This is a genomic window from Photorhabdus bodei, assembly GCF_003287735.1.
GTDB lineage: Bacteria > Pseudomonadota > Gammaproteobacteria > Enterobacterales > Enterobacteriaceae > Photorhabdus > Photorhabdus kayaii.
Map to the genome: position 1 here is coordinate 16,068 of NZ_NSCM01000006.1, position 15,730 is coordinate 31,797.

Sequence of the window (15,730 nt, forward strand, 5' to 3'; positions counted from 1 at the left end):
ATTTCTGATTGTTTTAATGAATTGTTTATTTCGATGGTGTATTGGGATTTTTTTGGTGGATATATGTAATGCTATTATTTTTGAGGTGGTGTCGGTTTATTTTGCTATACCCGTCATCTTTCAAGTTGCTTCTTTGTTGGCTGCACTCACTCACCCCGGTCACATAGTTCTCTATGCTCCCGGGGATTCGCTCCCTTGCCGCCGCGATGCATCTTGAAATCCATAGGGTATATACTTTCTTTAATAATATAATGATTAAAATATATTCATTGCTTGTTTTTATATTAATGTTATCTTTGTGTTTGAATGTTTCTATGTAAATAAGTTTTTAGTAAATGAAATCTATTATTTTTTTGTAAGGGGAATAAATGAGTAATAAGAATGATTTTAAAGCATTTTCTATTGGTAATAACGCTAATGTAGTCAGTCAAGAAAGATACGAAGAAAGTCAGAATTTACAAACTGGGTTTCCTCCAGAAGGTATTACTACTCATATGTTAAATAAGGCATTACGACAATCATCAACAATAGCCTCTGTCGTGGCTAATTTTATGTCCACGCAGTGTGGAAAGGATGTTTTGGATAATGGTGATTTGACAACACTTAATAAGACTTTTGCTGATTCATTAGAGTGTCACGCGAACAAAAAATTCCCCGGTAGTTTATCTCATAATGGTTATCAACAACTGCCGGGCGGATTAATACTTCAATGGGGAAGACATAATTTTACTCCATTAGCGATAAACAAAGTTATTTTACCAACACCGTTTAAGCATGGTTGTCTGAAGGTTTTTATGTCACCTGTTGGTGATTGGATATTTCCGATGTCAGCAGCACCTAACGGGACATTGAATACTTTTAACTCTTGGGTTGCCGCGCGAACGATTAATGCTTATGGAAGTGAAATCAGGTTATCTGTTAATGATACTTATGTATATGGAGATTATTTCGCAATCGGTTATTAATTAATAATTGAAAAATAAAAATAAGCCGAATTTATTTCGGCTTTATTTGTTTTATTTTAAAATATATTATGTGAATTGATTTTGGCTATATTACAGTGACAGAAAGTAGATAAAATGGTCTCCGATATGTTTTCAGTGGAATGATAAGTAAATATACCCGTCATCTTTCAAGTTGCCTCTTTGTTGGCTGCAATCACTCACCCCGGTCACATCGTTATCTATGCTCCCGGGGATTCGCTCCCTTGCCGTCGCGATCCATCTTGAAATCCATAGGGTATATATCTGGAAAATAGGTAAAACAAATCGTTATAATTGTCCCTGATGTAATCAAATGAGATACCGCAGTGACTGAAAAATATAGTGATGAATATTGGATGCAGCAGGCCATCGAACGAGCAATAAAGGCGTGGGAGCAGGGGGAAATACCTGTTGGTGCTCTATTGGTTGCTGATAATAAAATCATCTCGGAAGGTTGGAATCAGTCTATTATCGCGCATGATCCTACCGCTCATGCTGAAATTATTGCGTTACGCAAAGGGGGAGAGCAGTTACAAAATTATCGTTTGATAAATACCACCTTATACGTCACGCTTGAGCCTTGCACTATGTGCGCTGGCGCTATAATACATAGCCGAATACAGCGGCTGGTTTATGGCGCCAGTGATATGAAAACTGGCGCCGTAGGTTCTTTGGTTGATATATTGCGCCATCCTGGCATGAATCATCAAATTGATATTACCAGTGGCGTGCTTGCTGAGGAATGTTCGACGATGTTGAGTGCTTTTTTCAAACAACGTCGGCTGCAACATAAAGTATTAAAAGCCGCCAGAAAACAGCAGGAAGAAAATCAATAGATATACCCTATGGATTCACTCTTTTAGTACCCATATATGGTACTCGCCGTTTATCATCTCTGCGCCTTCTAGGATTTTTTCAAAGCCTGGGAACTTGTTATTCCATTCACCGAGTTGGCGAATATATTGTAACCGGGGCGCATGTTCATCACCAAAACGTTCTCCCGGTAGGATTATTGGTATACCTGGTGGATAAGGAATGACACTCACAGCAGATATGCGCCCTGCCAGTTTATTAAGTGGTATATGTTCAGTGCGGCCTCCCATATGATCAAGGTGTGCTTGTCGGGGGAGTTTCACTATCTCAGGTAATTGGCTAAATGATTTCTTTTGCTCAATATCTATTTCATATTCTTTTATATACCCGAATATTTTATCCGAAATATCTTTGAGCCCCATATTTTCATAATATTCAGGGTATTGCTTCGCGAGTTTTGGCAAACATTGTTTAAGTGAAGTATTAGCGTCATAGTGTTTCTTGAAATTCAACAATACATTGATCAATGTTCCCCATTTACCTTTGGTGACGCCAATAGAAAACAGGCAAAGAACGATAAAATCGGTGGTACGTGCCGGCACAATATCATGCTGACTGAGATAAGCGGAAAGAATTTCGGCTGGAATGCCATTTTCCAGCAATTCATCATTATCATTCATTCCTGGGCATAAAATACCGACTTTTGTTGGATCTAGCAGGCACCATTCTTCTGATAGATTGGTAAATCCATGCCATTTGTCTCCCTCTTTTAATACCCAACAGGCAGGATCCGTTGCCAATTGTTCTCTGTTTGCTTCATGGAAAGGAATTAATTTACCGCTATCCGCGCTGATAATCTCTCTGGCATTCCAGGGTAAGAAGAACCAATCATCTTTTTGTTTAAATTGATGATGGGTTTTTGCTAATGTCAGACGAAAGTCTACGGCTTCATTAATCGCGTTTTGTATTAGTCTTTGCCCCTGTGGGCCATCCATCATGGCCGCTGCAATTTCATTAGTGGCGATAAGCGAATATAGCGGTGAAGTTGTGGAGTGCATCATATAAGACTCGTTGAAACGGGAATGTTCAACGGGTTTTTTACCATTGCGGATATGGATATAGGATGATTGTGATAGCGCTGCCAACATCTTATGCGTGGATTGAGTGGCAAATATTGTTGGGCCATTATTGTCAAAATCATTTGGGTCATCACGCATTGAGTAACGATGTTTATACATAGGATTAAAACGCGCATAAGCAAACCAGGCCTCATCAAAATGAATTTGATCAACACTTTTTGCTAGTAAATCTTGTGCTTGTTCTGCGTGATAACATATTCCATCATAAGTACAGTTGGTGATGACCGCATAAACAGGCTTATTGTCTATCGCGATCGCTTTTAATGGGTGTTGATCAATGAGTTGTTGGATATATTCTGGTTGAAATTGATCTCTGGGAATGGGGCCAATAATACCATAGCGATTGCGTTGAGGAATAAGATATACGGGCAAAGCTCCAGTCATGATTAAACCTTGTCCAATAGATTTATGGCAATTGCGATCGCATATAACAATCTCTTTCTCACCAATAATGGCACCCATGATAATACGGTTAGAACCCGAAGTGCCGTTAAGAACGCAATAGCTTTGATGGGCACCAAAAATCGTTGCGGCATATTCTTCTGATTCTTTAATAGCACCTGTATGATCTAGCAGTGAGCCAAGTATTTTTCTTTCTATGCCAATATCACTTCGGAATAAATTTTCCCCAAAGAAATTAATTAATTCTCTTCCTGCCGCTGTCTTAGTCAGTGCAACACCACCTTGATGCCCAGGAGCAGTCCAGGAATATTCTGGTGATTCTTGGGTGTATTGCAGTAATGCACGAGTGAAAGGCGGTAATAATTGAGCATAGTATTTCTTAATTAGCGAACTGGCGCGAGAGGCGATAAATCCAGCCGTGTCTTCAAGCATCCAGACGAATTCATCTGCCAATCCCATGACTTCAAGTGTCAGTGTGTCGATGCTGGAATATTCCGCGGTCAACAATACCGGAATGGTTGTATTGTGTCTGCGTATTTCTTTCAGTAATTCTAAGACTTGTTTATGAGATTCATAGTTATTATCTCCTGAAGTCCAATCAACAAAAATACAGCATAGTGAGGAGTCAGAAGAAACGGTAGCTATACCATCTTGGAATGTAGCAGCCAGGATAACAGCGAAATTGTTCTTTTTTAATGCTTCTATTAACTCTGTAAAGGCACGACCATTCGCCGTCGTCGGACTAAATACATGGCTGCTGACGACCATAATTTTGTTTTGTTCGTTAATGTCTAAATTAATCATGATTTATCCTTTGAGAGAGATAGTGTCCTGACGAATTTAGTATGGTTAGCTGAATTAGTTGTCAAACATAATATAACTGAGGATATATAATGGCTGTAATTGACTCCTTAGGGCCTTATATTTGTTTACTTTTATTTTGGTTGGTTTTCTTGGGGAATTAATTTTTTCCGGTTTTCTTTGGCCTGTAAATATCCGACTAAACTAAGCTGATAACGGCGAATATTTTCAATATAGCGATAAGCTTCATGTCCACGGGCATAGCCATAGGTGGTATTTGTATAATATTTTTTCTGGCTTAATAGTGGAATCCGTTTTTTGACATCAAGCCAGCTATCGGGATTTCCTTTCTGTGATGCCGTCAGTTTGCGGGCATCTAACATATGTCCATAACCCATATTGTAAGCTGCCAGTGCAAACCAGATGCGTTCATCTTTAGGAATATTTTCAGGTAGTCGTTTCATTAAATTTTGCAGATAGATCGCCCCTCCCTTAATACTCTCCTCCGGATCAAGGCGATCAACGACGCCTAACCCTTTAGCCGTCTGACTGGTTAACATCATCAGGCCACGTACACCCGTGGGTGAGGTTGCCTGTGGGTCCCAATGAGACTCTTGCCAGGCAATGGCAGCGAGTAGTTGCCAACTGATATCACCGGAATATTTTTCAAATAGTGGCCGATAGGTAGGCAGAATATTATCGATGGCACTTAGAAAAGAGAGTGTATCGAAATAATCAAATGAGTGGACGTGACCAAAGTATTTCTCCTCCAATCGCGGCATGACATTTTTTTCCGTTAGCTGGCTGAAAAAATCCAGCATGGCAGCGTAAAGGCTGTAGTCGTCAATGCGTTTTAAATACCATGTCAGCGGGTTATCTTCACTCACATCAAAAGCGACGGCCAAATTAGGGTGAGTACGTTGTTGCAACGCGACGTTAATCGAGTCACCTAACGTATAATCCAGTTTACCTTCCGATACCTGTTCCAGTAGTTCGCGAGTGTTATATTGCTGTGTCTCCTTCCATTCGAGCTCAGGGAAGGAACTCGCTTTCATTTCTTTCAATGTGCTGACATGAGCAGAACCAGAAGCGACCAGTAGTTTACCTTTTAAGTCTTTAAAAGAGCGGGGGCGTGGAGTTCCTTTGCGATAAATCAGTTGTTGGGATACAGAATAGTAGGCCGGACCTGTGCGGGTTTGATCCAGCCTTTCTTGATGATAAGTCAGGCCGGCGGCCAGAAAATCAGCTTCACCCTTTTCCAGGTCATCAAATAACTGATTGATATTTGTTCTAAATTTGATTTCTAATTTGACGCCAAGGTAATTAGCAAAGCGTTGTACCAGCTCGTAATCAAATCCATTTGGTTCTTTCTTACCGGTAAGATGGATCAGAGGTGAGCTAATGGTGCTGATCCGTAGCTCTCCTCTGGTAATGATCCTGTTAATCTGCTCCTGCTGTTTATTCGGCCAACTGATGTTCAGACTAATGATGGCGGCAGAAAAAAGAGCGATAACAATGATAACGAAATAATTTATTTTTATATTATTCAAATGGTTATCTCTGTATAACGCAGTGTGGTGCTATGTGGAAACGCGCTATATTGTTATGGTTAAATTTCCAGTGATTGAGCATTTTGCGGAACAAAAACGGGCTGTGCAACCTAATTGATACTATTTGCATGATTTGGCGATAGGATAATTGGCTGTAATAATCGTCACGCAAACGGTTTCGTCATGGGTTACAATCCTCTATAATGGCCTCATTTCCCCTTAGGCATCTATTAAGCTTTGCTTCTAAGATGAGAGAATTGATTACTATGAAAATTCTACGTGGTTCACCTGCTTTATCTGCATTTCGTATCACTAAACTCCTTTCTGTGTGCCAAGAACAGCAACTTCCGGTCAATGATATTTATGCGGAATATGTTCATTTTGCAGAGATTAATGCATCTTTGAGTGATGTTGATTCAGCAAAGTTACAACAATTACTAAAATATGGACCTTCGCTGGCTGAACATGAACCCCAAGGTACATTGCTGTTAGTCACACCCCGCCCGGGAACGATTTCCCCTTGGTCTTCCAAAGCAACCGATATTGCTCACAATTGTGGCCTGTCCCAGGTTGTGCGTCTGGAGCGTGGCCTGGCTTATTATATCCAGAGCGATGAAATGAGTGGTGCGCAGTGGCAAATATTGTCATCACTGCTGCATGATCGGATGATGGAAACGGTCTTTACTCAATTGGAACAGGCGGAGAAATTATTTTCTCGTCAGCAACCCGTTCCGTTAAAACGCATTGATATTCTGCAAGCAGGACGCAGTGCGTTAGAAACTGCCAATATTGAACTTGGATTGGCGTTGGCCCCGGATGAAATTGATTATCTGATGGATGCTTTCCAGAAATTAGGGCGCAATCCAACAGATGTTGAACTTTATATGTTTGCTCAGGCTAACTCAGAACATTGCCGTCATAAAATCTTTAATGCTGATTGGGTTATTGATGGTCAGACGCAGCCAAAATCGCTGTTCAAAATGATTAAAAACACCTATGAGCAGACTCCTGATTATGTCCTGTCAGCCTATAAAGATAATGCCGCTGTGATGGAGGGATCTTCTGTTGGCCGTTTCTTTGCCCGTGCGGAAAATGGTTCATATGATTACCATCAGGAGCAGGCTCATATTCTGATGAAAGTGGAAACGCATAATCACCCGACAGCAATTTCTCCTTGGCCGGGCGCATCGACAGGTTCGGGTGGTGAAATCCGCGACGAAGGGGCGACCGGTCGTGGGGCTAAGCCAAAAGCGGGTCTGGTGGGATTTTCGGTATCCAATTTGCGGATACCGGGTTTTGAACAGCCGTGGGAAGAGGATTTCGGTAAACCGGAGCGTATCGTTAGTGCTCTGGATATCATGATGGAAGGCCCTTTAGGGGGGGCGGCATTTAATAATGAATTTGGTCGTCCGGCGTTGTTGGGTTATTTCCGTACCTATGAAGAAAAAGTCAACAGTCATAACGGCAGCGAATTACGTGGTTATCACAAGCCGATCATGCTGGCAGGCGGGATCGGTAATATCCGAGATGAACATGTCAAAAAGGGTGAAATTTCTGTTGGCGCAAAACTGATTGTGCTTGGTGGTCCGTCCATGAACATTGGTTTAGGTGGAGGGGCCGCATCTTCTATGGCATCGGGGCAATCCGATGCTGATCTGGATTTTGCTTCGGTACAACGCGATAACCCGGAAATGGAGCGCCGTTGTCAGGAGGTGATCGATCGCTGTTGGCAGTTAGGCGAAGACAACCCGATTCTGTTTATTCATGATGTGGGTGCTGGTGGGCTTTCCAATGCGATGCCTGAGTTAGTCAGTGATGGTGGTCGCGGTGGACGATTTGAGTTACGCAGAATTCTTAATGATGAGCCGGGAATGAGCCCGCTGGAAGTCTGGTGTAACGAATCACAAGAGCGTTACGTACTGGCTGTTGCGCCGGAACGACTTCCGCTGTTTGAGGAGATTTGTCGACGAGAGCGTGCACCTTACGCCATTATCGGTGAGGCAACAGAGGAACGTCATTTACTGCTTAATGATGAACACTTTGATAATCAGCCAATCGATATGCCTTTGGATGTACTGCTAGGTAAAACGCCAAAAATGTTGCGTAATGTCAGTACATTAAAAGCGAGGGGTGAAAGCCTTGAGCGTCGGGATATCGATCTGACAGAAGCCGTTAAACGCATTATGCATTTGCCGGCTGTGGCAGAAAAAACCTTCCTGATCACGATAGGCGATCGCTCTGTCACTGGCATGGTTGCTCGTGATCAAATGGTGGGTCCGTGGCAGATCCCAGTTGCGGACTGCGCTGTTACCACCGCCAGCCTTGATAGCTACTATGGCGAAGCGATGTCTATGGGGGAACGTGCGCCGGTCGCTTTGTTGGATTTTGCTGCTTCTGCCCGTATGGCTGTCGGTGAAGCTTTGACCAATATCGCTTCTGCTTATGTTCAGGATTTAAAGCGCATTAAACTTTCAGCGAACTGGATGTCCGCTGCGGGTCATCCTGGCGAGGATGCCGGTTTGTATGCGGCGGTTAAAGCGGTGGGTGAGGAGTTGTGCCCTGTGCTAGGGCTGACAATTCCGGTGGGTAAAGATTCCATGTCGATGAAAACCCGCTGGCATGAACAAGGTGAAGAGCGTGAGATGACGGCGCCTTTGTCACTGGTGATTACCGCTTTTGCCAGAGTGGAAGATGTTCGCTGTACAGTCACTCCTGAGCTTTCCACCGATGAAGATAATGCATTGTTATTAATCGATCTGGGGCAAGGAAAGAACACGCTGGGCGGTACCGCATTGGCACAAGTTTACCGTCAACTGGGTAATAAACCCGCGGATGTACGTAGTGCTGAACAATTGGCGGGTTTCTTCAATGCGATTCAGCAACTGGTTTCGGAACAAAAATTACTGGCTTATCATGACCGCTCCGATGGTGGTTTACTGGTCACGTTGGCTGAAATGGCTTTTGCCGGCCATTGTGGCATTGAAGCTGATATCAGTGTGTTTGATGAAGATATTCTGGCGGCGCTCTTTACAGAAGAGTTGGGCGCTGTGGTTCAGATTCGAGCATCGGATAGAGGGTTAGTTGAAAGCGTTTTGGCAGAACATGGTCTGGCCGATTGCGTGCATTATCTGGGTAAAGCCAAAGCAGGTAATGATTTTGTTATCTTTAGTGGCAACACTGAAGTCTATCGCCAGAATCGCAGTACCTTGCGCTTATGGTGGGCAGAAACCACATGGCAAATGCAGCGTCTGCGCGATAACCCGGCGTGTGCAGATCAGGAACATCAGGCTAAACAGGATAATCAGGACCCTGGACTGAATGTAAAACTGACTTTTGATGTTTCAGAAGATATTGCAGCGCCTTACATTTTGCAGCAGGTAAGGCCGAAGGTGGCTGTACTGCGTGAACAGGGCGTTAACTCCCATGTTGAAATGGCTGCGGCGTTCCACCGAGCTGGTTTCGAGGCGATTGATGTTCATATGAGTGATTTGTTGTCTGGACGTATTGGATTGAGTCAATTCCAGACACTGGTTGCCTGTGGTGGCTTCTCGTATGGTGACGTGTTGGGGGCGGGTGAAGGTTGGGCGAAATCAATACTGTTCAATGAGCGTGTTCGTGATGAATTTGCTGCTTTCTTTGCACAGCCTGATACATTGGCGTTGGGTGTTTGTAATGGTTGCCAGATGATGTCTAACTTGCGGGAGTTGATCCCGGGTGCAGAACATTGGCCGCGTTTTGTACGTAACCGTTCAGAGCGCTTTGAAGCACGATTCAGTTTGGTGGAAGTGGCTGACAGCCCGTCACTGTTCTTGCAAGATATGGTCGATTCTCGTATGCCGATTGCGGTTTCTCATGGGGAAGGGCAAGTGGAATTCCGAGATAGACAGCATCTTGAGATGCTTGAAAGCAGCCGGTTAGTGGCGCTGCGTTATGTGAATAACTATGGTCAGGTTACGGAAAACTATCCGGCTAACCCAAATGGTTCAGTGAATGGCATTACCGCAGTTACCAGCCTTGATGGCCGGGCAACTGTGATGATGCCTCATCCAGAAAGGGTATCCCGCACGGTGAATAATTCGTGGCATCCAGAGGAGTGGAGCGAAGATGGCCCGTGGATGCGAATTTTCCGTAATGCTCGTAAGCAGTTAGGATAAGTACCGCGGTGTAAGTAAATTGTGTCAGCCGGTTTTTTCCGGCTGATAGCGTTCATTGGCTTCATTGTGATTCTTTGTTTCGTAACTGACGTGAGATCACAGTTGAAGCCATTTTTTTATTTGTTTTTTCGAGAATGTCTGCATTTCGCACATGACGCGTTCCGATTCCACTGCATCCAAAATAGATTCGGCGCAGGCAGGGCAGAGGTCGCCTGTTACCGCAGAAATGATTATGGTTTCGCCCTTGTAAGTATAGGGCAGATCGCGGGTGTCATGGATAAGTTCCGCTGCACCGCAAACAGGGCATTTCATGTTCATAGCTCCTATTCATAACTCTTTGAAGGACACGATCAGCACGTCATCAATATTTTAGACTTATATACCCGTCATCTTTCAAGTTGCCTCTTTGTTGGCTGCACTCGCTCACCCCGGTCACATAGTTATCTATGCTCCCGGGGATTCACTCCCTTGCCGTCGCGATGCATCTTGAAATCCATAGGGTATATATTTGTGTTATTTTCTCTGAATTAATAAACTTCGTAGTTTTGGCCGGTTTGAGCGCCATCGACACTTTTTCTAAAAGCAAGTGCTACACGGCTAGCAGGAACAGCGTTAAATCCTGGGAAAAATTCACCATATTTATCCAATGATTCCTGTAAGACATTAGGGCTAACGCTATTTATGCGAATTCCTCTTGGCATTTCGATTGCTGCACATTTTACAAATGCCTTAACACCACCATTTGCCATCGCTGCTGATGCTCCTTGTAGGATAGGGTCGTCCATTATAATTCCAGTTGTTAAAGTAAAACTTCCGCCATCGTTAATATAGTCCATACCTAACAGTACTAAGTTAATTTGGCCTTTAAGTTTACTGTTTATTCCTATTTCGTTTAACTCTGGAGTTAATTCTGAAATTGATCCAAAATGTGCGCTACCTGTTGCACTGACTACAGCATCAACTTTGCCAATTCTCTCATACATACTCTTAATACTATCAACGGAAGTGATATCAACTACAACATCTAAGCCATTCCTTCCGGCACGAATGACTTCGTGATTTTTTTCTAATTCTTCCGAGATTGCTTTTCCTATTGTACCGCTTGTTCCAATAACAATTACTCTCATGTCTATTACCCTTTTCTATATTAATGAAATTTTTGTGACTACATCGTTGCATGATGAATATTACTTTTAACTCGATTATGCTGAACTGATACGAAAAAGGGTGAGCAGAAATTGCATACCATTTTGTCAGTCATTGTTGATCAAATTCCGTAGGTTATTTCGAAGTTCATTAGAGGATATAACTCGTCCAGATTTTATATCTTTTTCAGCCAAAGAGAGTAGGTATAACAAAGCTATTTGTTCTCGCTGCATCTCAAATTGAGTCGGATCTTGAACCGCATATAGCGGTTCCCTGTTTTGGGTTTGGTGCATAATTTTCTCCCGAATAGAGACTTTTTACTTCTATCTACGATGGTACATCATTTGCTGATAAAGGCCATATATGGGGTAAATATGGACTATTACTGATTCAGATGTGAGAGTTTTATATCAGCAAATTCCTAGGCGTTTAGATGCCGAATTGCTCCATTGTCTCAATTACCCGACAAACATGCGTTATAGATGTCTCAAAAAGGAGACATTTAATTATTTGATTTTAATCTATTTTTATTTGCATGATTTTGAGTGTCTTTAATTGGCGACAGAAAATAAATTTTGCTCATATCGGAAAAGAAGCTGTTTAGTTGCTGAAACGTAACATTTAATTTTTTCTAAAGTAAAAACAGTTGGTTATGATTATTTTTTTAATGTTGGCATGGGATCTGCATTAAGCTGGCACAGTTGCTCATTCAACTTCTTATGTCGGCCCACATTTAGGTGGAGAGATGCCACATAAACCATCGAATGATGCCAGAGTAAGGTGCCTACCGTCCAACTCAGTGATATCGCTTTCGGGCCTTATCAAACATCGGGCGACACGTGGAGTGAGGCACCAACCTATGTCTGACTGTTGTAGATAAACAGCGGGCATGCGTTATCCTCACTGGCGGGATAGTAGCGAAAACTATTATCCCGCCGTCATCGCTCAGGTGTTTACCTGCTCCTTTGTACTGTTTGCGTCTTACACTGATTTTCAGTCACAGTAGAATTTATCAGCCGATGGGTTTTTCTATCCGCCCTTTGTCGGTTAGCATTGGTGTACTGACAGGTTACGAGATGATTTCCTTGAAAAAATGGCGTTTATTTCCGCGCTCATTGCGCCAATTAGTTGTCATGGCCTTCTGGCTGGTGTTATTGCCGTTGTTGGTTCTGGCTTATCAGGCTTACCAGAGTCTTGATCAACTCAGTGAGCAAGCGGCTGATATAAATCGTACCACGCTAGCGGATGCTCGCCGCAGTGAGGCTATGACAGGTATTGCGTTGGAGATGGAGCGCAGTTATCGCCAATATTGTGTGTTAGGGGATAAGACGCTGGAAAACCTCTACCAAAGGCAGTATCAGCAATACTTTAAGATGCTGAAAGATCAGATGGCGATACTTGATGATCAACAGCATATTAAGACGCTTAACAGCTTATTATCGCAATTGACAAAAATCAGTTGCTTCAATAGCGAACCTACCCAACCTGCCGCTCAATTACTTGAGCAATTCTCCAATGCTAATAGTCAAATGGTACAGGCTACCCGTGATATTATTTTCAGCCGGGGAGAACAGCTACAGAGAGATATTGCTGAAAAAGGACAATTTTTTGGCTGGCAGAGTCTTATTTTATTTCTACTGAGTGCGTTATTGGTCGCGTTATTTACTCGCATGATTATCGGGCCGGTTAAAGGGATTGAACGCATGATTAACCGATTGGGAGAAGGGCAATCATTAGGCGTTCGCATAGATTCTTTTCAGGGGCCGCGAGAACTCCGCTCTTTGGCGCAGCGGATTATCTGGCTCAGTGAACGCTTGGCTTGGTTGGAATCACAGCGCCATGAGTTTTTACGTCATATTTCTCATGAACTGAAAACACCGCTGGCAAGTATGCGGGAAGGGACAGAATTACTGGCTGATGAAGTGGCAGGGCCGTTAACGGCTGATCAGCAAGAAGTGGTTGCTATTCTTGATAACAGTAGTAAACATTTACAGCAATTGATCGAGCAATTACTGGATTATAACCGTAAATTGGCAGATGGCCCGACGGAGCAACAACAGGTTTCTCTGCGGGAAATTGTTAATGAGGTAGTTTTATCACACAGTTTACCCGCAAGATCGAAAAATATTCAGACGGAAATCCAGCTTGATGCTGATATTTTATGGGCAGAGCCTACACTATTAATGCGGGTTATTGATAATCTCTACTCTAATGCGGTGCACTATGGTGCCGAATCCGGTAACATCTGGGTTTCAAGTCGTCAGATTGGCAAATATGTTCAAATTAATGTTGCTAATACAGGTACGCCAATCCCTGAATCAGAACGCAGTATGATTTTTGAACCGTTCTATCAGGGAACGCTCCAGCGTAAAGGTGCAGTGAAAGGCAGTGGTCTTGGGCTAAGTATTGCGCAGGATTGTATTAAGCGTATGGAGGGCGAACTGATATTGATTCAGAGCGAATTTGCTGACGTATGTTTTCGTATTAAATTGCCATTAGCTGCTGAGAATGAATAAATAATGCATAACTGGTCTACTTACCGTTTTGTACGAAAGACGGATCGGCAGAATATTGCAGTACAACTTGGGAAAAACGTATTGGTTGCCAGATTGTTATTACCACGAGTTTCAGTTTGGGGTTTTAGCATGATTCTGCTGATCTTCGTTGTTTTTTTATTGGCGGGTTGCGTTAAAAATCCGGTTAATAATAATTTAGCGACAGTGACTCAAATGGTAATACCAGAGCAACGGGTAACGGATTACCGTATTGCCGAGTGTGAGTTAATGTGGGATTTAGAGACGCCGCCATCGATTGAGAATGCGCTTTACTGGCTGCGACTGATGGATTGTTCAGATCGCCTGACATCAGCGAAAGCACGTAATATGGCGAAATACACGCTTCCGGTTACTTGGGATATGGCTTTTAAACAAAGTATCTTACTTAACAGTGCCGGGCCTACATTGTCTGAGCGTCGGAAGATGATTGAAAACTTCAACAAATACAGGTTGAAATTCCCAGATCCGTTGCGACCGTTATTACAGTTATGGCGTGAGCAGCAGGTTCAGCAAATTGCAGTGGCTGAGGAGCGGGCAAAATTCCAAAAATTACAGGCAGATACGGATAATAAACTTGATCGTCTGCGTGAAAGTCGTGCACGGTTGGAATTTGAGCTACAGCAAACTTCTCGTAAACTGGAAAATCTGACAGATATTGAACGTCAGCTCTCTTCCCGTAAACAAAATCAGGGGAGTGCTGGCTCAGGCAATTTGGATAAACATGTTGAAACGCCAGAGACGACGGCATTACCTAACAAAAATAGTACGCCAAACAGTACCTCTGAATCAGATAAAGGAGCAGCACCATGACAGCGCGTAAACCAGCCCATCTTCTTCTGGTTGATGATGATCCTGGTTTGTTGAAATTGTTGGGAATGCGTCTTACCAGTGAAGGCTTTCGTGTCACAACCGCAGAAAGTGGCGGTGAAGCGTTGAGATTGTTAACTAAAGAAAAAATCGATTTGGTGATCAGTGACCTGCGTATGGATGAAATGGATGGTATGGCACTGTTCGCTGAAATCCAGAAGCAACAACCGGGTATGCCAGTTATCATTCTGACGGCTCATGGCTCAATTCCAGAGGCAGTAGCGGCCACTCAACAGGGTGTCTTTAGTTTTCTGACTAAACCAGTTGATCGGGATGCGCTTTATAAAGCGATTGATGGCGCATTGGCGTTATCCACGCCTGCCAGTGATGAACAGTGGCGGGAGCAGATAGTTACCCGCAGTCCTGCTATGTTGCGCTTGTTGGAGCAGGCGCGAATGGTTGCCCAATCTGATGTCAGTGTACTGATAAACGGTCAGAGTGGTACGGGGAAGGAAGTGCTAGCCCAGGCAATTCACCGCGCCAGTCCACGGGCGAAAAAGCCATTTATCGCGATTAACTGTGGTGCTTTGCCGGAACAACTCCTTGAGTCAGAACTGTTTGGTCATGCTAAAGGCGCATTTACCGGTGCGGTCAGCAGCCGTGAAGGGTTATTCCTTGCTGCACAGGAGGGAACCCTGTTTCTTGATGAAATCGGTGATATGCCACTGGCTTTGCAGGTTAAATTATTGCGCGTATTGCAGGAACGTAAAATACGCCCGCTCGGAAGTAACCGTGATCTGGATATTGATGTACGGATTATCTCAGCGACTCACCGTGATTTACCGAAGGCTATGGCAAAAAATGAGTTTCGCGAGGATCTCTATTACCGCCTAAATGTGGTGAACTTGAAAATTCCAGCTTTGAATGGCCGGGTTGAAGATATTCCTTTATTGGCGAATCATCTGTTGCGTGAATCAGCGAAGCGTCATAAACCTTTTGTCCGTAGTTTTTCAGTTGATGCGATGAAATGCCTGATGGCGGCAAGTTGGCCTGGCAATGTGCGTCAGCTTGTTAATGTGATCGAACAGTGTGTTGCGCTGACTACTGCGCCGGTTATTAGTGAAGCCTTGGTTATGCAGGCCCTGGAAGGGGAAAATACAGCGTTACCCACTTTTGTAGAAGCCAGAAATCAGTTTGAACTGAATTATCTGCGTAAATTACTGCAAATGACCAAAGGTAATGTGACTCATGCGGCGCGTATGGCGGGGCGTAACCGGACTGAATTCTACAAATTACTGGCGCGCCATGAATTGGATGCGAATGATTTTAAAGAATAACTTTTCTGCTGCTCAGGAAGTTTTTACACTGGCATAAAAATTG

11 protein-coding genes are annotated in these 15,730 nt (G+C 43.4%); 6 read left to right on the plus strand and 5 right to left on the minus strand.

Annotated elements, in window-relative coordinates:
- Positions 1-25: 25 nt before the first annotated feature.
- Positions 26-163 (minus strand): hypothetical protein, encoded by a 138-nt coding sequence (locus CKY02_RS24405; RefSeq protein ID WP_162120039.1) that lies wholly within the window; start codon positions 161-163, stop codon positions 26-28.
- A 205-nt stretch (positions 164-368) separates the two neighbouring features.
- Between CKY02_RS24405 and CKY02_RS25595 the strand changes: the two genes are divergently transcribed.
- Positions 369-965 carry a gp53-like domain-containing protein gene (locus tag CKY02_RS25595; RefSeq protein WP_238399074.1) on the plus strand — a complete coding sequence of 199 codons (597 nt, stop codon included), beginning with the start codon at positions 369-371 and terminating at the stop codon, positions 963-965.
- Between the two features lie 344 nt (positions 966-1,309).
- Complete coding sequence (gene tadA, locus CKY02_RS06375) at positions 1,310-1,819, plus strand: tRNA adenosine(34) deaminase TadA (RefSeq protein ID WP_112894644.1); 510 nt, start codon at positions 1,310-1,312, stop codon at positions 1,817-1,819.
- A 15-nt stretch (positions 1,820-1,834) separates the two neighbouring features.
- On the opposite strand, the gene CKY02_RS06380 is transcribed toward tadA, so the two are convergent.
- Together CKY02_RS06380 and mltF are read right to left on the minus strand one after the other, a co-directional pair.
- Positions 1,835-4,141, minus strand: coding sequence for an Orn/Lys/Arg family decarboxylase (locus CKY02_RS06380; protein WP_112894645.1), 2,307 nt, complete (start codon positions 4,139-4,141; stop codon positions 1,835-1,837).
- 131 nt (positions 4,142-4,272) lie between these two features.
- Complete coding sequence (gene mltF, locus CKY02_RS06385; RefSeq protein ID WP_112894646.1) at positions 4,273-5,688, minus strand: membrane-bound lytic murein transglycosylase MltF; 1,416 nt, start codon at positions 5,686-5,688, stop codon at positions 4,273-4,275.
- A 266-nt stretch (positions 5,689-5,954) separates the two neighbouring features.
- Between mltF and purL the strand changes: the two genes are divergently transcribed.
- Positions 5,955-9,842 carry a phosphoribosylformylglycinamidine synthase gene (purL, locus tag CKY02_RS06390; RefSeq protein WP_112894647.1) on the plus strand — a complete coding sequence of 1,296 codons (3,888 nt, stop codon included), beginning with the start codon at positions 5,955-5,957 and terminating at the stop codon, positions 9,840-9,842.
- 96 nt (positions 9,843-9,938) lie between these two features.
- Here purL and CKY02_RS06395 read toward each other — a convergent pair whose 3' ends face one another.
- Both CKY02_RS06395 and CKY02_RS06400 read right to left on the minus strand, forming a co-directional pair.
- Positions 9,939-10,154, minus strand: a complete 216-nt coding sequence (locus tag CKY02_RS06395; RefSeq protein ID WP_205068464.1) for a type II toxin-antitoxin system MqsA family antitoxin — start codon at positions 10,152-10,154, stop codon at positions 9,939-9,941.
- 215 nt (positions 10,155-10,369) lie between these two features.
- Complete coding sequence (locus tag CKY02_RS06400) at positions 10,370-10,969, minus strand: short chain dehydrogenase (protein ID WP_112894648.1); 600 nt, start codon at positions 10,967-10,969, stop codon at positions 10,370-10,372.
- Positions 10,970-12,064: 1,095 nt separating this feature from the next.
- On the opposite strand from CKY02_RS06400, the gene CKY02_RS06410 reads away from it, so the two are divergent.
- The 3 genes from CKY02_RS06410 to glrR are packed head-to-tail and all read left to right on the plus strand — an operon-like array spanning position 12,065 to position 15,687.
- The gene (locus CKY02_RS06410; protein ID WP_162120045.1) at positions 12,065-13,504 is read left to right on the plus strand and encodes a sensor histidine kinase; all 1,440 of its coding nucleotides are present in this window, start codon (positions 12,065-12,067) and stop codon (positions 13,502-13,504) included.
- Positions 13,505-13,507: 3 nt separating this feature from the next.
- Positions 13,508-14,353, plus strand: coding sequence for a two-component system QseEF-associated lipoprotein QseG (qseG, locus tag CKY02_RS06415; protein ID WP_238399073.1), 846 nt, complete (start codon positions 13,508-13,510; stop codon positions 14,351-14,353).
- Positions 14,350-15,687 (plus strand): two-component system response regulator GlrR, encoded by a 1,338-nt coding sequence (glrR, locus tag CKY02_RS06420; RefSeq protein ID WP_112876349.1) that lies wholly within the window; start codon positions 14,350-14,352, stop codon positions 15,685-15,687. Before qseG ends, glrR begins: the two co-directional genes overlap by 4 nt.
- Positions 15,688-15,730 lie beyond the last annotated feature (43 nt).